At 40.7% G+C, this 24603-nt stretch carries 14 protein-coding genes; 5 read left to right on the plus strand and 9 right to left on the minus strand.

The window, feature by feature from the left end; all coding sequences use genetic code 11:
- Window positions 1-37: 37 nt before the first annotated feature.
- From R2S08_RS27300 to R2S08_RS27315, 4 genes are read left to right on the plus strand one after another with little or no spacing between them, the layout of a single operon-like run.
- Window positions 38-442, plus strand: a complete 405-nt coding sequence (locus R2S08_RS27300; protein ID WP_316838071.1) for a c-type cytochrome — start codon at window positions 38-40, stop codon at window positions 440-442.
- A gap of 12 nt (window positions 443-454) precedes the next feature.
- Complete coding sequence (locus R2S08_RS27305; RefSeq protein ID WP_316838072.1) at window positions 455-1201, plus strand: ThuA domain-containing protein; 747 nt, start codon at window positions 455-457, stop codon at window positions 1199-1201.
- Window positions 1202-1212: 11 nt separating this feature from the next.
- Window positions 1213-3435 carry a HEAT repeat domain-containing protein gene (locus R2S08_RS27310; protein ID WP_316838073.1) on the plus strand — a complete coding sequence of 741 codons (2223 nt, stop codon included), beginning with the start codon at window positions 1213-1215 and terminating at the stop codon, window positions 3433-3435.
- A 41-nt stretch (window positions 3436-3476) separates the two neighbouring features.
- On the plus strand, window positions 3477-4739 hold the full coding sequence (locus tag R2S08_RS27315; protein ID WP_316838074.1) for an MFS transporter: 1263 nt from the start codon (window positions 3477-3479) through the stop codon (window positions 4737-4739).
- Window positions 4740-4863: 124 nt separating this feature from the next.
- On the opposite strand, the gene R2S08_RS27320 is transcribed toward R2S08_RS27315, so the two are convergent.
- The 8 genes from R2S08_RS27320 to R2S08_RS27355 form a co-directional block, all read right to left on the minus strand.
- Window positions 4864-7338, minus strand: coding sequence for a glycoside hydrolase family 3 N-terminal domain-containing protein (locus R2S08_RS27320; RefSeq protein ID WP_316838075.1), 2475 nt, complete (start codon window positions 7336-7338; stop codon window positions 4864-4866).
- Window positions 7339-7394: 56 nt separating this feature from the next.
- On the minus strand, window positions 7395-9269 hold the full coding sequence (locus tag R2S08_RS27325; RefSeq protein ID WP_316838076.1) for a hypothetical protein: 1875 nt from the start codon (window positions 9267-9269) through the stop codon (window positions 7395-7397).
- Between the two features lie 139 nt (window positions 9270-9408).
- Window positions 9409-10545, minus strand: a complete 1137-nt coding sequence (locus tag R2S08_RS27330) for a glycoside hydrolase family 88 protein (protein WP_316838077.1) — start codon at window positions 10543-10545, stop codon at window positions 9409-9411.
- Between the two features lie 61 nt (window positions 10546-10606).
- The gene (locus R2S08_RS27335; protein WP_316838078.1) at window positions 10607-14488 is read right to left on the minus strand and encodes a beta-galactosidase; all 3882 of its coding nucleotides are present in this window, start codon (window positions 14486-14488) and stop codon (window positions 10607-10609) included.
- 96 nt (window positions 14489-14584) lie between these two features.
- Window positions 14585-16462, minus strand: coding sequence for a right-handed parallel beta-helix repeat-containing protein (locus tag R2S08_RS27340; RefSeq protein WP_316838079.1), 1878 nt, complete (start codon window positions 16460-16462; stop codon window positions 14585-14587).
- A 211-nt stretch (window positions 16463-16673) separates the two neighbouring features.
- Complete coding sequence (locus R2S08_RS27345; protein WP_316838080.1) at window positions 16674-18281, minus strand: RagB/SusD family nutrient uptake outer membrane protein; 1608 nt, start codon at window positions 18279-18281, stop codon at window positions 16674-16676.
- Between the two features lie 25 nt (window positions 18282-18306).
- On the minus strand, window positions 18307-21669 hold the full coding sequence (locus tag R2S08_RS27350) for a TonB-dependent receptor (RefSeq protein WP_316838081.1): 3363 nt from the start codon (window positions 21667-21669) through the stop codon (window positions 18307-18309).
- A 32-nt stretch (window positions 21670-21701) separates the two neighbouring features.
- Window positions 21702-22619, minus strand: coding sequence for a FecR family protein (locus tag R2S08_RS27355; protein ID WP_316838082.1), 918 nt, complete (start codon window positions 22617-22619; stop codon window positions 21702-21704).
- Window positions 22620-22833: 214 nt separating this feature from the next.
- On the opposite strand from R2S08_RS27355, the gene R2S08_RS27360 reads away from it, so the two are divergent.
- Complete coding sequence (locus tag R2S08_RS27360; protein WP_316838083.1) at window positions 22834-23877, plus strand: Fic family protein; 1044 nt, start codon at window positions 22834-22836, stop codon at window positions 23875-23877.
- 10 nt (window positions 23878-23887) lie between these two features.
- Here the strand turns inward: R2S08_RS27360 and R2S08_RS27365 are convergent, their stop codons facing one another.
- Window positions 23888-24442 (minus strand): RNA polymerase sigma-70 factor, encoded by a 555-nt coding sequence (locus R2S08_RS27365; RefSeq protein WP_316838084.1) that lies wholly within the window; start codon window positions 24440-24442, stop codon window positions 23888-23890.
- Between the last annotated feature and the right edge of the window lie 161 nt (window positions 24443-24603).

The following is a 24603-nucleotide window of genomic DNA, read 5'->3' on the forward strand; positions in this document are numbered from 1 at the left end:
GTCAATTTAAATTACACATATAAACACTTAACACACAATGAAAAAAAAACTAATGATCACATCACTCATTGCACTTTTTGCAATCGCTCCAAATTTAAGTTTTGGCCAAAAGGCCAAGAAAAAATTGGTTAAATCCGCTAAAACCACTGCTCCGGCCAAGCCAGCTACAGGTAGTCTATCTAAAGAAATTGTTGAAGGAAAAGCCCTGTTAACAAAGTCTGACTGCCTGGCCTGTCATAAACTGGATGTCAAGCTGGTAGGACCTGCATACAATAATGTAGCTCAAAAGTACCCTGCCACCCCCGGCAATTATGAACAACTGGCCGCTAAAATCATCAGAGGTGGTGCTGGCGTGTGGGGAGAGGTTGCTATGGCGCCACATTCAACTTTACCTATGGCCGATGCTAAGAAAATGGTAAAATATATCCTTTCACTTCGTTAAATAATTTTATACATGAAAGTTTTTGGTTCAAAACCAGTGATCACTCTTCTCCTTATGATGATCATGGTATCCATAAATCATATGGTTTATGCAAAAGGAAAAAAAGTATTAATTTTCTGTAAAACTACAGGTTTTCACCACAGCTCTATCAAAGAGGGCGTAGCAGCCATCCAACTGCTCGGTAAAGAAAATAAGTTTGAGGTGGACAGTACCACAAATGCTGAAAAGTTCACAGAAGCTAACCTGAAACAATACAAGGCCGTAATTTTTTTAAGCACTACTGGTGATGTATTGAATAATGAGCAGCAAAATGCATTTGAAAAATACATTCGTTCCGGAGGTGGTTTTGTTGGCGTTCATGCGGCAACGGATTGCGAATACGACTGGCCATGGTACGGAAACCTTGTTGGTGCTTATTTTTCCAATCACCCTTCACCACAGGAAGCGATATTAAACGTAACCGACAGAAAGCATATTTCGACCAAACACCTTCCGGAGAAATACAAAAAAAGAGACGAATGGTACAATTTCAAATGGGTAGCCAAAGGATTAAATATCCTGATGTCCATTGATGAAACAAGCTATGACGCTGGCAAAGGAAAAATGGGGGCTGATCATCCTATGGCATGGTATCACGAATATGATGGTGGCAGAGCCTTTTATACAGAGCTTGGTCATACTGCAGAATCTTACACTGAACCCCTTTTTCTACAGCACCTGCTGGGTGGAATTAAGTATGCATTAGGTCAAAACAAATAAAACTTCAAAAAATGAGACAAAATAAACTCTGGATACCGGCCATCATGGGACTGTCCTTACTGGCTTATACCTGCAAGGTTTCCAAGAATACCCTGAAACGAGATGCCGAAGGCAAAATAATAGTGAATACAAATCCCTCTCCTGCCTATCTTTCCCCAAAAGAAAGCATTAAAACCATACACCTGCCAAAAGGCTACCGGCTGGAGCTCGTTGCAGCAGAACCTATGATTCATGAACCCGTAGCCATGGCCTGGGATGGAAATGGCAGAATGTACGTTGCTGAAATGAACACCTATATGCAGGACGCAGATGGCAACGGGCAGATGAAACCTGTTTGCTCCGTAAAAAGATTAGAAGATACCAATGGTGACGGAAAAATGGATAAATCTGTTGTATTTATCAGTAACCTGGTATTGCCTCGCATGATCCTGGCGCTGGACGACCGTTTGCTGGTGAACGAAACCAATTCCAATAACATCTACAGTTACCGTGATACCAATGGCGACGGAATAGCTGATGAAAAGAAAATCGTATTTAAAAATGATGAGATTAACACGAGTAATCTGGAACACCAGAAAAGCGGACTGATCTGGAACCTTGACAATAAGCTCTATGTCACAGTAGAAGGTAAGCGTTACTATTATGAAGATGGAATGATTAAATCAGAAGATCTTTATGAAGGACCTGGCGGACAGTGGGGTTTAACAAACGATAATTATGGCCGTTTATTCTTTTCTTCCGCAGGAGGAGAAGTACCTGCAAATACCTTTCAGCAAAACCCTGCATATGGAAGGTTCGATTTTAGCGATCAGTTTAATGAGGATTTTCAAGCCGTATGGCCAATTATCTCCACCCCTGATGTACAGGGGGGACTAGGTAGGCTTAGAGCAGACAGTACCTTAAACCATTTTACCGCGTCCTGCGGGCAGTCGATATTCAGGGGAAATTCATTGCCTCCGGATGCCATTGGTGATCTATTTATCTGTGAACCTGTAGGCAGGCTGATCAGGCGGGCAAAATTAACCGATACCGAAGGGAAAATAACGCTGAAAAACGCCTACGATAAAGAAGAATTTATGGCTTCTACCGATATGAATTTCAGGCCCGTAAATACAGCAACAGGTCCGGATGGCTGTTTATATATCTTAGATATGTACCGGGGTATTATCCAGGAAAGCAATTGGACAAGAAAAGGGGCTTATCTGCGTAAGCAAATTGAAGAAAAGAAACTGGACAAGAACATTGGACGAGGAAGAATTTACCGGGTGGTATATGATGGGATAAAACCAGATAGAACCAAACCAGGAATGCTGAACATGTCATCCAGCCAGTTAATTCCTTATTTAAGTCATGCCAATGGTTGGTGGCGAGATAATGCCCAGAAACTTATTGTACTTCATGGTGATAAATCCGTTGTCCCTGTACTAAAAACAATGGTTCTGAATACCAACTTATCGCAACTCGGCCGCATTCATGCGCTATGGACATTAAATGGATTAAAATCCCTGGATGATGAAACCATTCTTAGCGTTCTGAAAGACAAAGATCCTGAAATACGCAAAACAACCATCTGGGCGAGCGAGGAAAGGATCCTTAAAGGAGATGAGTCACTAATTAGTGCAATGAAGCCAATCATTAATGATCCAAGTGCTGATGTACGTTTTCAACTTGCCTTAACACTGAGGTTCAGCAGCTCGGAACAAGCACAGGCTATGATTAAAGAACTACTCCTTAAAAATCCGAATGATCCGGCATTGACAGCGTCGCAAAACAGATACCAAAGTAGTCTGGATGCCAGAGCTTCCTCTAAGAAAAGTGAGGAGTTATTGAGCGAGGCCGATAAGAAGCTGGTTAAACAGGGTTCACTTATCTTTAAACAGCTGTGCGCTACCTGCCACGGTGCCGACGGAAAAGGTGTGGCAATTGGTGGAAAAAATATGATTGCCCCTCCTCTGGCCAATTCTTCTGATGTTACCGGAGATCCGGAGAAATTGATTAGAATCCTCCTTCATGGACTATCTGGACCTATAAATGGAAAAAGCTATCCTGATGTAATGCCTTCACTTGGTGCAAACGATGATGATTACATCGCTTCAGTATTGAGCTATATCCGGAATGATATCGGAAATAAAGCTCGGGCCGTAAAACCGTCAGACGTTAAAAAAGTAAGGAAGGAAACGACTGGAAGGACCAAATCCTGGACTCAAAAAGAATTGGAAACCATAAAAAAATAATCCAATGCTAAAACCAATATAAACCTAAACATATGCTAAACATGCAAAAGAACAAACTATTCCGTGCAAGTTGCCTGGCCCTGCTCGTCACTTCCCTTTCTTTCGGCATCCGTGCCGGAATGATGAACCAACTCGGGATCGATTTTCATCTGAGCGCAACCCAACTGGGTACCATTACAGCCACTGCCTTCTGGGGATTTCCACTCGCCATTGTGATCGGAGGATTTATTGTCGATATCATTGGAATGAAAAGGCTGCTGGTCATGGCCTTTATATTTCACTTCTTTGGAATTGTATTCACCATTTTTGCACAGGGTTACTGGACCTTATTTTTCTCTACCCTCCTCATCGGCATTGCCAACGGTTTGGTAGAGGCAACCTGCAATCCACTGGTGGCTACCTTATATCCAGACAACAAAACTACCCGTTTAAATCATTTCCATTTATGGTTTCCGGGAGGTATTGTTATCGGCACATTACTGGTTGCCCTTTTTGTTCAGATTGGCCTGGGCTGGAAGGTACAGGTAGCTATGATGCTTATTCCTACTTTAATTTATGGATACATGTTTTCCAAATTGGATTTCCCGGTTACAGAAAGAGTATCTTCTGGCTATTCGAATAAGGATATGTATAAAGCCGTACTTTCTCCATTGTTTATTTTTATGTTCATCTGCATGTTTGGCACGGCCATTACAGAATTGTTTACTGGTCAATGGATTGGTCTATTGCTTAAAAATGTAACAGATAATGCCATTTTGTTGCTCACCCTTACCACGGGCATTATGGTGATCGGACGTGGTTTTGCCGAGCCGGTTGTGCACCGCTTAGCCCCACAGGGTGTATTACTGCTATCTGCAATATTTGCTGCAGCTGGACTTTACATGCTAAGCACCTTCACCGGAAATTCAATTTTCTTTGCCGCGATCATTTTTGGTATAGGTGTTTGTTATTTCTGGCCTACCATGATTGGCTTTGTAGCCGAGAATATTCCTAAATCCGGAGCATTAGGTTTGAATCTGATGGGTGGAGCAGGCATGTTTGCTGTTTCTGTTTACACCATATTTATGGGTAGTTTTTATGACCGTCTAATTGTAAAACATTTACCTTCAGGAAAGGATTTGGATATGTATTTAAAAGCTCCGGAGAATTCCGCTTCTGCCCAAGCACTTGCCCATGCAAAAAACCTGGCTGGCCCGGAGATTCTACAGGCCACATTAATCATTCCTGTGGTATTGATCCTGGCCTTTGGCGGACTGGCGTTCTATATGCGTTCCAGGCCCATAGCAGTCCAGGAAAGTCTCTAATCATTCGGTAAGTAGAGCTTAGGGAGCATATTCACCTTATATGCCCCCTAAGCTCTACTATTTTGATCAATAAACAAGATGTGTCTTAATATGTTTCTGCTTTCTATTTGAATTTTGCTTATTGCTAGGCATCTGTATCCCGCATCATTTTTGATTTTTTCACAGGCGCTTTCTCCTTCCTTTCTATTGATCTTTGAGGAAACTTACCAGTAACAAAGAAGCTTTTCTGTAACCTGATGTCCTCATACGATGCCCCAATCATCAGTTTAAATTCTCCGGGCTCGAGCACAACTTTATGCTCTGCATTGATCAAGACCAGGTCATCAGGAACAATCTTAAATTGTACCCATTTCGATTCACCAGGATTCAGATGAACACGGTCAAAGCCACGTAATTGTTTTTCATAAGTCGTCGTGGAACTGATCACGTCATTAACATATAATTGCACGATTTCGTCTCCAGCTACTGATCCTGTATTGGTTATTTTACAGCCCACCAAAATATTGCCCGTTTTGGTGTTTACACTGTCAACCGTAATACTGTCGTAGGCAAATTTGGTGTAAGATAAGCCATAACCAAAGCAATACAAAAGGCCTTTATTCGCAATAGAATAATTGTTCATCGGTTCCCAGTTGGCATGTGGTTTTGTTGGAACATTAAAGGGCAGCTGACCAACAGTTTTCACCCATGTCCCATTGAGTTTTCCACCAGGATTGTAATTCCCTTTCAAGGCTTCGGCAATAGCCGTTCCCCCCTGGGCCCCTGGATAAGGAGCACTCAGAATCGCTTTACAATATTTGTTCGCAAAGTTGATCGTCGCAGGTCTGCCCCATACCAAAACCAAAATCACGGGTTTATTTGTTTTCACAAGCGCTTCCAGCAATTGTTCCTGGTGCCCCGGCAAATCCAGACTGCTCCGGGTACGGCTTTCTCCCGAGGTACTGTTCCCATCCCCTAATACAACAACTACTGCATCACTTTGCGAAGCGATATCCACAGCCTCTTTTATAGACTTTTTCTCGTTGGCCGATAAAGTATCCGGTATAAGTTCATTTTCTGGCCAGCCTTTAGAAACCAGGTCTATTCCTTTGGCATATTTAATTTCCACAGGATCATTTTTATAGACATTTTTCAATCCATCATACACACTGGTAAAGCTGTAGTCCATAGGGCCATAATGCGTTGGCACATAAGCATTACTATTTGCATTTGGACCAATCAGCGCAATTTTCTTATAATTATTCTTTAAAGGAAGTACGCTGTTGTCATTTTTCAATAAAACCAGGCATTCTCTTGATGCGCGCAATGCTATATCTAAATGCTCCTTTCCCGCAACAATTTTTTCTGCCTCTTCCGGATTACTCGTATAAGGCTGATCAAACAATCCGAGCCAGAATTTGACGTACAGGACATTACGCACCAGTTCATCAATTCGCTGAATAGAGATCTTTCCTTCCTTCACCAGGCTCCTCACATTCTCAATGTATTCATCTGGTTTATCAAAATCAGTCCTGACGTTTAAACCGGCTTTAAGCGCAAGGAGGCAGGCCTCTTTATGATCAGCGGCCACTTTATGAATATCAGAAAGCCTTTCAATAGAATAACTGTCAGAAACAACATATCCTTTAAATCCCATCTCCTGTCTAAGTTTTGTTGTCAGGTAAAAATAGTTACCCGCCATAGGCACACCATTGTAATCATTGTAGGAGCTCATTACACCCAATGCACCCGCTTCCTGAAATACTTTCCGAAAAGGGTATTCATGGATATAATACATTTCCGATGGTGTGATGTGCGGATCGGTACGGGCATCCCATTGCCGTGCACCTTTCGTATCCCCATAGCCAACAAAATGTTTAGGCGTAGAAACCACATGCTCAGACTGAATACCTTTTGCCATAGCTACACCCATACGGGCTACGAGAAAGGGATCTTCACCGAGACAGCCCTCCCATCTTCCCCAGCGCTGATCCCTGACCACATCCAAAATAGGCGCATATACATTGGTATAACCCAATACACGGGCTTCTTTTCCTTCTACTTTTCCTTCTAACAGCGCAAGTTCTTTATCCCAGGTACAGCCCAGCGCATTCATTGACGGGAAACTGGTTGCATGCCTGGCGCACAATCCGCGAATACCTTCATTGGTAAAGTCTACGGGAATACCCAGGCGGGTATATTCCACAAAAAAACGCTGGGTTTCTTTCATTGCCACCGCATTATTAAAGGGCGTTTCATTTTCCTTTATACGCGGGGTATTGTTGATATGTTCATCGATATTGGCAATTCCATCTTTCAAAATTAACTGTTGCCAGGCAGCAGTGGGTAAGCTGTCTTTGAGCACTTTTCCATGCCCATAATAAGTAGCCAGCTGACAAGATTTTTCTTCCAGTGTCATTTGAGAAAGCAAATTGTTAATCCGCTTTTCTATCGGCTGAGCCGGATCTTCATAAAGATCTTTCTTGTTGTTTTTATTAAAATCGATCCATCCCTTCTTATAAATCTCACTTTTAGATGGATATGGATTAATTTGTTGCGAAAACAAATGGAAACTCTGTGCAATCATCAGTATGCATGCCAGATAGAATTTTGATCTCATAATCTAATTGAATAAATAAAAATTTAAAATTTGATAAATGAACAAAGCTTACTGAATTATTTTACTTGTACCGTAACGGTTAACTGACGTTCTGATATAACTTCATCCTGTTTCCATTCATGTTTCTTTGGAATTGAATTTAATATTAACATGTCCGTAAAACGTGAACGATCTATTTGTTGTGCAACTTTATACATAATTGCAGATGGTTTATTCATTTTAAAAAGTAAATTGTCTATAGATGCAGTTGCTGCAGTGCCTGTATACTCTAAACCACTTGCCGCTTTTGCCACAAAGGATCCATGACCAATCATCAAATTTCTTTTACCTGATTCGTATACCCAATTCGGATTGTTTAGAATGCCAAATGTTAGTGTTTCAATTGCATTTGTACTGCATGGTTTTAGTGCCTTAAGCTCTTCGCTTATGGTAAAACTTCCATCGGTATGCGTTTCGCAGATGATATTGCTTTGAATTAAATTACCATGATTAAGCGTCATTTTCACAAGGAAACCATCGTTATTTGGTTTTACCTCAATATTCTTTACAGTGACAGCAAGTATGGAGTCTTTATCTATTGAGCTTTTTACAACTACTCTGCCAATGCCATTTCTTTGATCAGGAGAAACAATATGATCTTTCGCCAATGGCATCATCTGCATCATTACCTTTTCTCCCCATGAAACAGTTTGAATTGCTTTACTGTCCCGATGTAAGATTATTTTTCCCTCCTGAAGATAATTTAATCCAGCTACGGGAGTAGCTTCTTTCAATTCCTTTTCAGCAAAATGCAAAATCAACCAAGCCTGTGTCATCCAATATGCCAAATGTGGTTGTGCAGATGGGAAATAATTTTCGCCCGGCGCATAAATTGCACCATCTGAATTGCGCGCCTGCATTTTCTCTGCAGTTTCAATGGCATTATGTAAATAATACAATGCTTCCGAATCATTAAATCGAGCCAGAGCAGTTGCATGACACGGCATCCAGTCTGCATTTCTAAAAAGAGCCCAATCCTGACCATTCGGGTAACAATACCCCCCATCGGGCAAAAGAAATCTTTTTTGCAAAGTATATATATCGCTGAGGTTATATAAAAAAGTTTCAGATGTTTTTCGGCCTGTTAAAAGATAATCCAGATCATTGCCTGCATTCATTATCCAGGCTCCCATATAATCCGGATGAACAATATCATGATTCTCCAGACTAAAATCATCGTGGATATTGGGGCCCGTAAATTGTTTGGAAATGGGAACATTGTCAACAAGCTTTTCCGAAGCAGCATCAGCAGGACGTAAGTACGAGGAAAGACTCCACCTTTTTACGGCTAAATCCCATTTTGCACAACGAGGATCATCAGGCATCAGCAAAAGGGCCGCCGAAAGAACCTGGCTATCCCAGGCATTTTCTTCAGATTTGCTATCTAATTTAACCTGATGCGGCGGAATAGTCCGCTCAATTCTATCTGCTTCATGCGCTACAACATGGCGAACACCCTCCTTTACATCAGGCGGTAAAGCTTTCCAGCTCCACCAGGCTGCATTGCCTAAATCGGCTGTCCAATGTGCCGATTGCCATGCATCTCCCCACGATTTACCGTCATCTGTTTTAAGATCACCCGTTTTATGCGTCCGCACCAAATACCGCAGCAAAGGAATCAGTTCTTTAGATAACATTAACTCACGCGACGTTCCTACAACTCCTTCATCAAAATCTCCAAAACGATACAGAAATGCTAAATCAGCTGCAAAAGTAGCATTAGGCCTGATGTAATGCTCCCATGATTTACTTTCTGTAATGAGTAACATGGATGAATCGTTTTTCCACGGATGGATTAATCCACGCAAATAATGAACCTGCCCTTCAATTAATCTGTATATACGCGCTTCTTCTTTCTCATATAGTTTAGGATCAGAAAGTTTACAGTCCATAACTTTTTGAACATTTTTATTTACTAAATTATTCGGCTGTATATTTGGACTTTGAGCATATGATATCGAAGTAAATGCTAAAAAAGCCAGGAGAATATATGATTTCATTTGCATGAGATATAAAAGAGTTTAAAAATTACTATTTATTGCCAACTAACTTAACGAGCTCTGTACCTGCCAATAAAAATGCGCCTATCCCATAAGGTGCAGTCATATCTTCAGTTACTTTCTGCGGATCAGCACCTACAGGTTGCACCCAGCCCAATTTACCGTTGGGAAACACTGATTTCACCATCGAATGCCATCCTTTTTCAACTATAGGTTGATATTTTGCCTTATCTAAATAACCATGATTGATCCCCCATGCTAAAGCGTAAGTATAAAAACCAGTACAACTCATTTCTGGATTTGGATAGCTGTTCGGATCTAACAAACTTGCATGCCAATAGCCCTTTTCGTCTTGCAGACCAGCTATTTTTTCTGCCATTTCTACAAATAGGGTTTCGTAGAATTTCTTGTTTTTGAAATTGGCAGGAAGCTCATTAATAATAATAGGCAATCCAGCTAAAACCCAACCGTTTCCTCGTCCCCAAAATACGGGTTGACCATTCTCTTCTTTCTTATCAAAAAAGGAATCGTCCCTAAAAAACAAATGATTTTCCTTACTATAAAGATATTTATAAGTAAACCGGTATTCCTTATCCATAAATTTCAAGTACGCCTCGTTACCCGTAATGTTGGCCATCTTTGCCCATACGGTAGGCCCCATAAACAAGGCATCACACCAACTCCAGCGCTCGGTACAATAATTACCCGGTTCGAAAGTATGTTTCAGATTTCGTTTTGAAGGATGTTTCAAAATAAAATCAAAATAGCGTTCCATCGGACGGTACATGTTTTTAGTTTTAAAAACACGAAACATTTCGGCATACATCATTCCAACAGCATAATCATCGGCGTGATATCTCAAACTCGGATCTGCTTCAAGTTTTTGCGCCCAATTTAATTTCGAACCTACCGATTTAAGCCAATGGAAACATGTTGTATCGTTGGTCGTCTTTGCATATTCAACCATCCCTGTATAAAGCGCAGCATAGGTCCAATCAGCGGTTTCCTTTCCCTGCGTTTCCATCATTTGCCAATTTACAACAAGGCTCATTACTTTATTAATGGATTGTTTTGTTAAATCTGCAGAAGGCTGTTCGTTTTGCGATTTCTGGGCAAATACATTTGCCACTGTAAATAAAGTAAAAGCAAATAGTATACTTTTTTTCATCAGAATATAATTATTGATTTGACGTTCATTATTTTAAAGCAATCATGTACTACCTTGGCTGTCAATATGCTGTTACTTCCATGCCTCTAATTACGGCTCCATTCATGGTTTGACGCAGTCCAATCGTGATCACGTTCTTTTTACCCTTTCCAAAATTCAACCAGCATTCAGGCAGATAAAATTCGCGTTGAGGACCTGCCTCCCAATGTCTTCCAATATTGTGTCCATTCAGGTACATATAACCATTACCAGAAGCATTAATCAGAAGCCGCCAGGTGGTTGCCGGATCGACATTTTCAGGAAACTCAAATTCTGCCCTGTACCAGGTAAACAAAGCAGTTTGCTTTCCCTGGGGCTGTATCCCATTTCCTTTTCTTGGAATAGAAAAACTGGTATCCAGTTGCACTTCCTTCCATCCGTCTGCTACAAAACCTGGCTTCATAAAACCATGATCAACGCCAGCCAGATTGGTTGCAACCTTCCATTTCAGCACTTTTTGTATCTCTGTTGTGGCATCAGAAAAGCCGGCCGTTTTAATGCCGCTCAATTCTTCCATCGGATAATAACCATGCTCGTGGCCTATGTTTTCATACACCACGATGATCTCGTTCTCACCCGCATGCAATAATCCGGCGATATCGAAAATATTATCATATTCATTGTCTTTAATCCGGGCAAAGGACTTGTTTACGTTTCTGCTAACCACCGCAGCATATTTATCCGTAGGATACAGGCGGGTGGCCATTTTGCCATTTACCTGAACGTTCAATACATCTCTTGAATACGTGTTGAACAACAATTTCGAAAAACGGCTGGCTTCTTGTTGCGTCAATGAATCTTGTGAACGATAGAGAACATATCTGGAATCATTCACCTCCAATTCAGGTAAGGAAACATTTGGCTTTAATACTTTCCATTTTGCATCAAAATCCTCATCGAAAGCCAGCACTTTCTTTATTGGAATATGCACTTTAGGTTTCTGTGCCTTTGGCTGTTGATTTAAATCCCCCCGCATGCTCCACCATAAACCTTTACTGGCACTGGCTTTGGGAGGAATGACCAGTACTTTTGTCTCCAAAGAATCCAGCTCATATTTTATTTCAAATGAAGGTTCCGAGAACAATTCGTTTTTCCTGTTGGAATCAGCGGTGATCAAAACTTTTTCTTCGTTCTGATTTACATTGTAAATGGGTGTGGTTATTGCAGCATCGACACCAGGTTTAACCATTGCAGTTCCTGCCAGTTTCTTCTTTTCCGAACTGTTATGAAGAAAAACAAATTTGGTCCCATCTTCTGCAATACGAACCCCACCTACCAATTCACCTGCGGCTTTTTCAAAAGCGCAAATTCCACCCTTAGAATGAATCAGCTGATGTTCATATTTCTTAATAAAAGCTCCAATATTGCTAGCGGCATCATATTTTTTTGATAGTGAACCATTTTCCCTAATCGCTGCATTATAGTCGTAGCTTGTTGTTTGACCTCTTGCTCCCCATCCATCAAAATGAGTACCTCCATAAAACATGTAATAATTCAGGCCCGTAGCACCGCCCAAAATAGACATCATTCCTATCGCATAAAAATGTTTATCATTAGATTCATGGTCTTCGCCTAAACGTCCGGCCACGGTAGAAAACCAGCCCCCCTGCAATTCGGTTACAAAACCAGGTGCGTTGGGCTGCTTGTGTTTTAAATCGCTCATGCGTTTGGCACAACTAAGCGCATCATTTAAACCCACATAGTAATTATCACAGTCAAAAACTTGCGACAGCAAACCGTCCTTACTTGCTCTGCATTGTTCGGTAAGGCAGGTAAATACAGGAACGGTTACACCTGCGCCTTTAACAGAACCATATAAAGACTGTAAAAAAGCCGTCTTGTTCTTGCTTTCATCTGCATCATATTCATTTTCTATCTGAACCAGGATGATCCCCTTTTCGCCCTTTTGCTTGGAGGTAATTTGTTCATCGGCGATGAACTTATTCACGGCTTTGTACCAATGAAGGCTCCACTTTACATGTTCGGGATCATTGCTTCTCAGCCAAAAGTCTTTTAGCCCCTCAGGTCTGAACTTCGCCAGCCAGCGGGGATAGCCCCCACCTGCCCATTCTGCACAAATAAAAGGGCCAGGACGCACAATGGTATACAATCCAAATTCGTATTGAGCCATGTGCAGCCACTCCTGCAAATCAGAAAAATCTATTTGTGAATAATCATTAATGTTTTTAGGCATATTCCGTTCATGCCAGTTCCAGGGAATATAAGTCTCAACGGTATTAAAACCTGCCGCTTTTATTTTCTTAAACCGGTCTCTCCATAATTCTTTAGGGCACCTGAAATAATGGAATGCTGCACTATACACAAAAGTTTCTTTACCATCAATTTTAAGACTATTGCCATTATAAGTTACCTTTTGACTATTCAGGTTAACGTCTTCTCCTTTGAAACGGAACCAATTGAAATCAGCATAACCACCGCTACCTTCTTTTTGGGTACTATAATTGAACAATGCAAATCGGTTGGCTGTCCAATCCAAACCTAAGCCCATGCTCAGCTGGTTGCCAAAGGGAATAAATTTTTTTCCATCCACACTGTAAGCAAATGAAGCGGTGAAACCAAGATGCGTAACATTTGCCTTTAACCATATTTTATCAGGACGGAAATTCAGGATACTGTCGATCACTTTACCATTGTTTACCATCAGCAAAGTCTTTCCATTTCCTCTTTTTCGAACGGCGATATAAGCATAGGGAGATTGAAAAACACCAAAACCAGCAACATTTCCCTCTTTCAGTCCAGACACCTCCATCTCCACGACACCTTCCGAAACGGGCCCTTGTACCCTTTGCGTAAGGGTATTACGCGCAGTGGTGAGTTCTTTTGCCAGCAAGGCATGTAAACGCATATATCCTTTTCTTTCCTTTAACGACCATTGGTCATCAGCGGGATTATGGTTCCACTGCCATTGCAAACCAAGTAAAGAGGTATTGAACTCATCGGAAGTAGCGGGAACAGCAGGCGGATAAATCTGGCCAACATCGGGCTTTCTATAAGTTTCTACTCCTTTTCCATCCAGGCCCAACATGGGCCATCCATCTACCCAGGTAACAGGTTCCAGATTCGGAGTACGTCCAATCGCTCCACGGTCCTGCATAATAATGAACCACCAGGAACCGTCTTTAAGTTGTACCATACCTCCCTGATGCAAACCATTGCCAGGATAAGTATGGTCGTCGTTAATCACTACCTTAGATTCATAAGGTCCATAAATATTATCCGATCGCAAACAAACCTGTCTCCCTGTTGTACCTCCGGTAGAGCCCAGGATATAATATTTTCCATTGATTTTGTATACATGAGATCCTTCCAGATAAGGGTAATCCCGATTGTTATAAATTTCCCTTTGCGGCGTTTTCACCGATCGGGCATCAGCATTCAATTCAGTGATATAAAGCTTTTGCTGCCCATGTGCCACATACACCTTACCATCATCATCAAAAAACAAGCCTGGATCATATAAATATTCAGGAAAAATTGTTCTTTTCCACGGACCTTTGATGTCTTTCGCTGTGCAGATCGAAAAATTGCCTTTCTCTTTATCCCAGTTTGGTGTACAAAAGCCCACATAGAATAATCCGTTATGATGCCGGATAGTTGCTGCCCAGGAGCCTCTGAGATATCGATCGCCACCCTGCAAATTATAACGGGGATCTTCCGTATATTTATCTACAGCATATCCGGCCATTTCCCAGTTCACCAGGTCTTTCGATTTCAGAACAGGGCAACCCGGTACATAGTGCATACTCGTAGAAACAAAATAAAAAGTATCGCCTACACGGATCACATCCGGATCTGGCCAATCGCCCCAGAGCAGAGGATTTTTATAATGCCCATTGCCCTGATCTGCTGTCCATCCCTTGGACACAAATGGAGTTTGCGCCATAAGCGAGGTTCTTTGTACACAAAAAGCGAATACAAAAAGGAGAATCGTTTTTTTAATCATATATCTTTAAATCGTTTTTTTCCAGATGCATTAAAATTAATTCATCCAAACCTTTATTTTTTGCTGCCCACTGTTTTTTATTTCAAAAGGCCCGGCACTTGGCCGCTCCGTATTTCTTTCCATTCCTAAATAATCCGTATTAAAAACAAGGCTGCGACCATGACTGTCTTCAAATGATTGCTTAGGAATGATGGCCGTTCCAAGCAATTCACCATGAATCAGTTTCGGATGTGTTTTTTCCGACCATGATTTTTCCAGATGAACAGTAAGAAACCATTCCCCATTTTTTTCTTCCAGTTGAGGGTTTGGATGATATCCGGGTAGCAATACTGCCTGCTGTTCATGTTTTGAAGGTTTGGCATCCATCAAATATACATTCCCTTCCATTTGCACGGGTAATGCCGCATTATTGTAAGGCGACAAATCTGTTCTTCCTAAAAACACATTATTATAAAACCGGGTATCGCCGCAGGGATTATCATGAAAACCGGCAATAGCAGTTGAATGTGGTTTTAGAAAGGGAGTTGGCCGTTGATCAACATCTTTTGTTTCCCAGAGCTGCCAAGCAATAAGATTGTGTACAAACGCAACACCCTGCGACAACCTCACCTGTGCCTGCTCTGGCGAAAGAAATAAATTATTATCTACCAATACTGGTCCATGATCTACTTCCAAAGAAAAATCCTGTACACGATTGTCGTGCAAAAAGTTTTTTGACACGCGGGTTCCCTGCGCCATCCAGTCCAACCATATTCCACCCTCTGTACGGTATATATGGTTGTTGCTGATCTCTACATCAACAGCCGCATGCAACTTTATCCCAGCCATTTCATAGCCCCAGAATAACTTTTGTCCGGCAATATCATGAATAGAATTTCTGGAAATAGTGCTGAAAATTGCCCCCAGACTGCCTGCAATACCCGCCTGTCCGCAATAGCTGATCTGGTTGTTTCTAACCAAATGGCTTCCAATATGTTCTTTATCCCATGAATGATCAAGTGCCCGCTCTGTTGTTTTAACGAAGCCCGCCACCGATTCAGACTTATTATCCCACTCATCTCCATATTTACCAAGTGTAATACCTACACATTTTGAATAGCTGATCTGGTTATTTTCAATTACCCATCCCTTACTCCAATGTGTACCAATCAAGCCAATCTGCTCGGCCGTAGGAGGCGCCCATGGCGTTGCTGCCTGACTCATCACAAAACCCGAAACCCTAATATAATTTATTCCTGGCTGCGATGGATAGAATACAGATTGACGAACATTGATCTCCACCATTTGCTTATTCGGATCTGCATTAAAAAAATTAGCCCAGATCGTCGTATTCTTTTCGTCTACTTTGCAATACCAAAGTGGAGCTTCAGTGTTCGTAGAGTATAATTGCTGAATATCCCTGGCTTCTGTCAAAGGTTTCCCACCTAAGTACACTTCACCGGTATGGCACCACTTCCCTTTTTCCAGCCAATCGCCATGGATGGTATCGCAATAGGGGTTGAATTTCCCAAAGAAATGATTAGGTATGGTAACCATCCATGTAGATGCATTTGATTTTTTCCACCCTTTGATGATTTCAGATCCCTTTAGTTCAACTTTTTCACCTTTGGCAGCCCTGTACCAAATCCGTTCCTTCTCTGAATGACCACCACGTGGAGGACTAATCCGCTCCCTGTAAACACCCGTATGTACGGTAATGACATCTCCGGACATCGCCACTTTTGCAGCCGCCATTATTGTTCTAAACGGCTTTGAAATACTACCGCTATTGCTATTGTTACCGTTAGCCGCAACATGATATTCCTTTGAAACCTGCTTTCTTTTATCCAAGGCCCACACTTTCGTTGTCATAGGCAATAGAACGAAAAGCATTCCTGATAGAATGAAGAAGTTAAGCAATGTTCTTTTTAACATCTTGGTTATATATAAGTATTCCAAAAAAACAACTATTTTAAATGAGTTCCCCCTTTAAACAAGATATTCCACCAAAAAAGATAAAATCTTCACTCAAGATTGCAAACAATGTTCTTGTTAACATCTTATGGTTATAATTTAAAAACACGGGGGTAACTTAATACCCCCGTGCCAATTTTCAAAGATTTCATCAAACGAAGTCCTTGTACATTTAATATCCAGCGTTTTGTGTTAATCCCGAATTAATGTCTCTTTCCTTTTGAGGAATAGGCCATAGATAAAATTTATCTTGAAATGTCCTTGTTCCTGCAACCACATTTGAATTCGGGTTCAGTGTAAGATGACCATTTGAAGGATCAACTGATCCGGTTAAACATCCTTTTACCTCACCATTCAATGCAGTTGAACCAATTTTCCAGCGTTGAATATCATACCAGCGCAAACCTTCACCAGATAATTCTACCCTTCTTTCACGACGGACCAATGTACGTAACGAAGATTGATCAGGATAAACTGCAACTGTCGCAGCAGGCATATTTACTGTTGGTCTTTGTCTGATCTGGTTAATCGCTGTATAAACAGAGGCATCAATTTGATTGGCTTCAATTTTGGCTTCCGCATAAGTCAGCAAAATCTCGGCATAACGCATTACAATAATACTTCCACCCGTATTCCAAATATCAACACCATATGCTGTATTATTATAGTCATCAAGGTTGGCCAGGTATTTTTTAAAATTATATCCAGTTGGAGAAGCATTGTTACCTCCAACCAAATCCGGAGAACTTTTTGACAATGGATCAAAATAAGCATCCATATACTTCAAACCCGGACGAATAACAGAAGCATCTAAGCGGGGATCTCTGTTCTGGTAAGGTTGAAGCGGATTATAAGAAGGATCATTCTGAATGAGCATCCCATTCTTGGTTTCATAGGCATCCACCAACGACTGCGTAGGTGCCATAGAACTCCAGCCACCCTGAGAACTGATCGTCATATTTCCCAGTGTAGCAAAACTATTGGTGTTAATAAGGTATTGAACATCCAGAATCACCTCTTTGTTACCCGAATTTTGCGGACGGAACAGTCCTTCATAATCATTATACAGCCCATAAGTAAATGGTGCTGTCATTAATTGCTGACAGGTCGTGATACAATCTGTATATTTAGAATTAAATAATTCCACCCTTGCCTTTAAACCTAAAGCTGCACCACGGGTAATCCGACCAATATCGCCACTGGCATAACTCACAGGTAATGCAGGCGCAATCTCAGCCAGTTCTTTCAAAACAAAATCAACTACTGCTGCCTTTTCTGTACGTTTAAGTGTCTTTGATTCATCTATGCTAAGGCTCTGCACAACCAACGGAACATCACCATACACCTGGCTCATTACAAAATATTTGTAGGCCCTTAAAAACCGGGCTTCCCCTTTCATCCGTAGTCTGAGGTTCGCATCCAGAGCTGTTGCCGGTACCTTGTCTACATTGGCTAAAAACCAGTTGCATTTTTGAATGGTTTTATAATCGTACTTATTGACGCCAGGGTTGGAAGCAGAGGCCAGACCTGATGCAAAGGTTTCATAGTTTTCCCAGGGAAACTGATCAATCCCATTATCAGATATACAGTCGTCATAAATGACATCATCACCATATTCCCATCCGCTATAACAACCGGTTAAGGCAGCCATAGCATCATTTTTAGACGTCCATAGGGAACTGTTACTGTACACATCCAGTGGAGCGGTGTTTAAAAGATCTTTTTTACAGCCTGTTAAAGCAGCTGCAGCAAGAAATATATAGAGGAATTTTGTTTTCATTGTTTAATTTTTTACGATGTTCATTTTAAAATGAGGCATTCAAACCAATGGTATTCGTTATTACCTGTGGATAGCTGTAAATACTTCCTGCAGACCCGATCTCCGGATCAATCCATTTGTAGAACTTAGTGAAGGTGAGCAAATTCTGTCCGCTGTAATATACTTTGAGATTGCTTAAACCTATTTTTTTAACCAAAGTTGTTGGAATCGTATAAGAGAAAGTTAAATTTTTAACCCGCAGGTATGACGCATCCTTTACCCAAAAGGAAGAAGGATTACTCCCCGGGTCATTTTGTTTGTTATTATACCACAGCCTCGGAAAGGTTTCACTTGGATTGGTTGATGTCCATCTATCTAAAAAAACGGGGGTTGGTTTCTGAACATCTGCCCCGATCTGGCCAATCATGCTCCCCCCCATGGCTTTTACACCACCTGTACCTTGCAAGAAAAGAGATAGTCCAAAATTCTTCCAATCGGCCGCTAATGTAAGCCCGTAGGTGATTTTTGGAAAATAAGTACCTAAATAAACTCTATCATCCGCATCAATTTTACCATCACCATTTTGGTCTTTATATTTAATATCTCCGGCAGAGACCTTATTATTAAGCACGGCTGTTCCGTTGACCTCTGCTGCGCTCTGGTAAATCCCCTCTGCCTGAAAACCATAGAGAGAATTTAGCGGCGTACCCACATCGTAAAAAGTATTTCCGTTAATCACCTTACCACCAGTTAACCTGGTCACTTTATTTTCCGTGTAGGAAAAATTTCCATTCACACTATACTTCACATTTCCAATCGCATCTGCATAGCCTGTAGAGATTTCAACACCCTTATTACTAATACCACCATCTACGTTTACATATGGAGCGGTGAAAGCATAAGGTGCACCAACCACAGCCGGCATCAAAGGGTTGTTCGTATTTTTTACAAAATAATCAATTGAAAAATTAAGCTTATTGTGTATCAAAACAGCATCCAAACCAGCACCGTAAGACTCTGTTACTTCCCAGGAAACATTCGGATTTCCTCCCGTTCCTGGCGCAATACCTGTGGATAAATTTTGATTGAAAGAATATTGATTGTCCTTGGTAGCGATGGATTCAAAATAGGCGTAATTATTGGAAATCTGCTGGTTACCCAGTTTGCCCCAAAAAGTACGCAATTTAAATACGTCTACCACATCAGCCAAAGGACTGAAGAAATCCTCTCTTGAAATTACCCATCCCGCAGAAGCAGAAGGGAAGAACCCCCACCTATGGCCTGGCGCAAAGCGGGAAGATCCATCCGCCCGAAAATTCGCTTCAAACAAATACTTCTCCTCAAAATTATAGTTCAACCTGCTGAAAGCCGATTCCAGCCCCCACTCATTTGCACTACCGGTTGTAGATTGACCCGATTGAGGACCAGCATTAATTTGCTGCAACGAATTGTTCAGGAATCCCTGACGATAAGCAGAGAAATCATTGTAGGCAGAATGCTCCTGAGATGCACCGATCAGCAATTTGAAATTATTGTTGCTGATAGATTTTTCATAATCGGCCACTGCCTGTACCAGCGTATAAGTTGTTCTATTGTTACTATTGGTTAAATTATTAGGCCCTTCATATTTAGTTGGTACAAGAGGAGTGCCAGCGGGGCCGCCGGAGTAATACTGAATATCGTTAACATACTGTTGCCCCTGGCCTGTGGCTAAACGATAGGCAAAATTGGGTTTAACATGCAAACCCGACAAAGGAGACCAGTCCAAGCCCACATTACCGGTAAGTCTATAGTCTTGTGTTCTGTTATAGGATCCAGATTCCAGCCACGCCATCGGGCTGCCATCCGCCACATAGCCGTATGCACCATTACCCCACTTATAAGGAACCGTGTTAGACACCCGGTTAATCATACGAACAAGTTGCGAAAAACCTGTTGCATAGGTACTTACTGGTTCATTAAACGGAGAATATAAAAAACCTAAGCGAGCATTAATTGCAAGACTTTTGTTCAATTGTGAACTCACGTTAAACAAAGCATTGTATTTTTGAAAGCTTGTGCCTTTCACATTTCCTTTTTGCCCCAGATAACCCAGTGAAAACATATATTTTGTTTTTTCATCGCCACCACTCAGGCTCAGATTATGATTTTGCTGCAACCCAGGTTCAGTGTACAAAAGTGACAACCAGTCGGTATTCGGGTGTGCACCGGTCTGATCGCTTCCGTCTTTGAACAATTGAATATCAGTTGCTGTCCATTTAGGTGCCAGCTTTTCATTTGCCCTAGCCTCATTATACAATTCAGCTTGCTGCCAGGACGGTAAAAAATCCGGACGTTTGTTTATGCTTTGCTTGCCTGCATACATATCGTAATGCAGTTGAAGTGCTCCTTTCTTCCCTTTCTTGGTGGTGATTAAAACGACTCCATTGGAAGCACGTGCTCCGTAAATAGCAGAGGAGGCTGCATCTTTTAGTACTGAAATAGATTCAATATCATTTGGGTTTACCTCCCCCATTGAACCAGGTACACCATCAATAATAACAATAGGACTGGCACTTGCTCCAGCAGATCCCAAACCAGAACCAATACCACGTATTCTTATTGTACCATCATCCCTTCCCGGCTGTCCATTTGTTGTGGTGATGGTGATGCCTGCCATTTTACCTTGTATGGCATTTGTCACACTGGTAACTGGTCGGTCGGCAAAATCTTTTGCATCAACAGTTACAACAGAACCCGTTACATTTATCTTTTTCTGTGTTCCATAACCCACTACCACTACTTCACTTAACGAATTCGTTGTTGGCTCCAACATTGGATTAATATTGGTTTCCGTACCAATTACAACCTCCTTTGTTTTGTAACCGAGCATAGAAAACAGCAGAACATCTCCTTGCTCTGCTTTTATCGAATAGCTTCCATCGGCTCTGGTGATGGTTGTACTCGATCTGTTCTTAACACTTATTGTTACCCCCGGCAGAGGCCCTGTTTCATCTGAGACAACTCCATGTACAATTGCCTGTTCGGCTACCGTTTTAGAAGCACTTTGTTTTTCAACAGGTTTATAATAAATAACAATACCATGATTGCTTTCTTTATATTGAAAATTTGTACCGCTTAAAATGGAATTCAATACATGGATTAACGCTTCGTTCTTAAACTCCAAATGTTTAGCAGAGACCTGCCTAAGCTCATTATGGTTATAATTAAACGGAATTTTTGATACTTCACTTAAACGGCCAAATGCTTTTTCAAGCGTTTCTCCCCCTTTAAAGCCTATGGTCACTTTAATTTCCTGAAGATCCTGAAGGCGGGCCGCCGCCCATGTGGTTAATGTAGCAATGCTGAGTAAGGCGCATAGCCCTCCCTGGGCGACACGTCGCCTTAACTTTTGTAGATTTAAGTTCATATTTAGTTAAAGTTGTTGGTTTATTTTCTTGACTATTTACATGGCTTGCCTGTAATGATGATCTGGTTATTTTTTATTGTATAATTTATTCCTTGTATTTCCTTTAATACGGATAGCACCTCTGCCAATGACTCATTTTTTGTAAAATGAATACTGTTCTGACAATTACTGAAAACTTTATGATCATAAATGATCTCTACATTATACCGGTTTGAAATGGCCAGCATGATTTCACTAAAATAAGCACCCGTTAAAATAAAGTCACCTTGTTTCCAAGCTGTTGCAAAAGACGAATTGACAGTTTCATTTCGAACCGAGTGGTTCCCTTTTTCAAAAACCAATTGCTGATCGGGAGTCAATACCCCCAACTGCTTCTCTTTTTCATTTACACGTACTTTTCCTCTCGCTACAGTAACGGTTACAGTTGGTAATGCCCTGTAGGCCTTAACACTAAACGCGGTGCCTAAAACCCTTGTACTAACGTTTGAGGCGTGAACAATAAATGGTTTAGCCGGGTTGTGCGTTACATCAAAGTAAGCTTCTCCTTCTAACAAGTAAATATCCCGGGTTTTATTAAAGTGCCTCGGGTATTTAATTGTAGAGGCTGCATTCAGCCAGACTTTTGAACCGTCAGGCAGCAACACCTGGATAATTTGTCCTTTAGGGGCGCTAAAAGTGAGGTAGTCAATTTCACTGTTTCTCTTAACAACAGATTTATACGTCAATGTACCTATAGCCAATAAAAGAACAATAGAAGCCGCGATCTTTAAAAGAGGAACAAGGTGATTACTCCTCCTGTCTTCTTTTATCTTATGCTGATCGAAGTTCAATTTGGTCTCATTGATCCTGTTTAAGATCTCCTGCTTAATTCTCTCCCGTTCAACTTCATCCTTTATGGACGAAGGTTCTCTTTTGAGACCAAATTTTCTATATAATTCGTTTAAATCCATTCGTTCTATGTGGCCGTATATCTAATAGACGAATGTACCAGATTATGGTACTATATAGATTTCATTTTTTTTTAAAATAAAGTCTACATCTTTTAGTGGCCTACTTTATATATTATGACCTAAAATTACTTAAGTAAATATCCTTATGGATATTTATGGGTATTCTTTTGGGTATTTATTCTTTTATGGGTATTTTTGGGTATATTTTTGGATAATGAAGATCAACTCACTTAGAATAACTCCTGAAATTTTAAGCATTATTTCGGGCATTGATGAATTTAAAGGTACATGGAGGGTATTGGGCAATCTTGCACCTGAACAATTAACTTCGTTGCGAAGAGTCGCTACTATCGAAAGTATAGGGTCATCAACCCGGATAGAAGGCAGTAAGTTAAGTGACAAGCAGGTGGAAGTACTACTATTTAATTTACAGATTCAAAAATTTGAAAATCGTGACGAGCAAGAAGTTGCAGGTTATGCAGCAGTAATGAATACCGTTTTTGAAAATTATCAGGAAATTCCTCTTACTGAAAATTACATAAGACAGTTTCACAGAGACTTATTAAAGTATAGTGATAAGGACTCCCGTCATAGAGGGGAATACAAAAAACATAGCAATCAGGTAGAGGCATTTAATGCTAGTGGTAAAAGTGTTGGGGTTATTTTTGTTACGGCAAGCCCTTTTGATACACCATTAAGAATGCAACATTTAGTAGAGTGGACAAATGAAACCCTGGCTAATAAATCATTACATCCAATATTGGTGACTGCTATTTTTGTTGTAGAATTTTTAGCAATACATCCGTTTCAAGATGGTAATGGAAGACTTTCGAGGGTATTGACTACTTATTTATTGCTATCAGCAGGATATGCTTATGTGCCATACAGTTCATTGGAATCTATTATTGAACATAGCAAGGAAGGATACTACCTGGCACTTAGACAAACACAGGGAACATTGGAAAATGAGGCTCCTGATTGGCATCCCTGGGTATTGTTTTTTTTGAAAGCCTTATTGAAACAAAAACAAAGATTGGAGACAAAATTGGAGAAAGAATATTTATTATTGGGACAACTTCCGCAATTGTCTGTAGATATTTTAGAACTGGTAAAATCAAGGGGACAAGTAACTATTAGTAATATTGTTACCATTACCGGGGCCAATAGAAATACCATTAAAAAGCATTTGGAAAACTTAGTGTTGAGCAAGCAATTGCAAAAGAACGGTGTAGGTAAGGGAACATTCTATACCCGATAGCTTTTTAAACTCATAAAAAACCAATGACGGTATAAATAGACGAACGCAGGCGTTTCAAAGCACTACTGATTTGATTTTTTACAGTCTGTGGAGATAAGGACAACTTTTCTGCAATCTCTTCAATTGATAATTCTTCTTCCCGGCTAAGCCTGTAAACTTCTTTCATTTTCTCCGGAAGGCTATTTACTTTCAATTCGATTTGCCCTCCTAATTCTCTGGAAATAAGATGTTCCATTGTGGAGTTGTCTTCTTCTGAAAGTGTATACCGTAAGATCTCCAATTGCTTTAATCTGAAATTTTCCTTTCTGGCTTTATCAATAATCCTGTTTTTCAAACAGGTATACAGATAGGCTATAAAAGATTTGTCAATGCTCAACTGTCCCTGTTTGGTCCAAATGTGGATAAAGACATCATGAACAATATCTTTGGCGTCATCCTCATCATGCGATTGTTTGTAGGCAATATCATACGCTACCTCCCAATAACGTTCATATAGTTCGTTGAAAGCCGCCCTATTGCCCGCCTTAACCAGGCGAACAAGTTCTATATCACTTATTTTCTTCACAAAACTATTTAAAAGTGCTGGTTAAAAACTAATTATGCCGATAAGCGTTAATTTATACACTATTCATATTGCTTGTAACTTTAACCGTACAAACTTTGGTCATAAGCATTGATACTAAAGCTCATGACTTTTTATTTGTAACGAATATACAGCAATTTGAT

Source organism: Pedobacter nutrimenti, assembly GCF_032678445.1.
In the GTDB taxonomy this organism is placed as follows: Bacteria; Bacteroidota; Bacteroidia; order Sphingobacteriales; family Sphingobacteriaceae; genus Pedobacter; species Pedobacter nutrimenti_A.

Coding starts and splice junctions, on each gene's coding strand:
- R2S08_RS27325 (WP_316838076.1), bottom strand. CDS start 9,269: ATGGACTGTAAACTTTCTGATCCTAAACTATATGAGAAAGAAGAAGCG.
- R2S08_RS27310 (WP_316838073.1), top strand. CDS start 1,213: ATGAGACAAAATAAACTCTGGATACCGGCCATCATGGGACTGTCCTTA.
- R2S08_RS27300 (WP_316838071.1), top strand. CDS start 38: ATGAAAAAAAAACTAATGATCACATCACTCATTGCACTTTTTGCAATC.
- R2S08_RS27320 (WP_316838075.1), bottom strand. CDS start 7,338: ATGAGATCAAAATTCTATCTGGCATGCATACTGATGATTGCACAGAGT.
- R2S08_RS27345 (WP_316838080.1), bottom strand. CDS start 18,281: ATGAAAACAAAATTCCTCTATATATTTCTTGCTGCAGCTGCTTTAACA.
- R2S08_RS27355 (WP_316838082.1), bottom strand. CDS start 22,619: ATGGATTTAAACGAATTATATAGAAAATTTGGTCTCAAAAGAGAACCT.
- R2S08_RS27305 (WP_316838072.1), top strand. CDS start 455: ATGAAAGTTTTTGGTTCAAAACCAGTGATCACTCTTCTCCTTATGATG.
- R2S08_RS27330 (WP_316838077.1), bottom strand. CDS start 10,545: ATGAAAAAAAGTATACTATTTGCTTTTACTTTATTTACAGTGGCAAAT.
- R2S08_RS27335 (WP_316838078.1), bottom strand. CDS start 14,488: ATGGCGCAAACTCCATTTGTGTCCAAGGGATGGACAGCAGATCAGGGC.
- R2S08_RS27340 (WP_316838079.1), bottom strand. CDS start 16,462: ATGTTAAAAAGAACATTGCTTAACTTCTTCATTCTATCAGGAATGCTT.
- R2S08_RS27360 (WP_316838083.1), top strand. CDS start 22,834: ATGAAGATCAACTCACTTAGAATAACTCCTGAAATTTTAAGCATTATT.
- R2S08_RS27315 (WP_316838074.1), top strand. CDS start 3,477: ATGCAAAAGAACAAACTATTCCGTGCAAGTTGCCTGGCCCTGCTCGTC.
- R2S08_RS27350 (WP_316838081.1), bottom strand. CDS start 21,669: ATGAACTTAAATCTACAAAAGTTAAGGCGACGTGTCGCCCAGGGAGGG.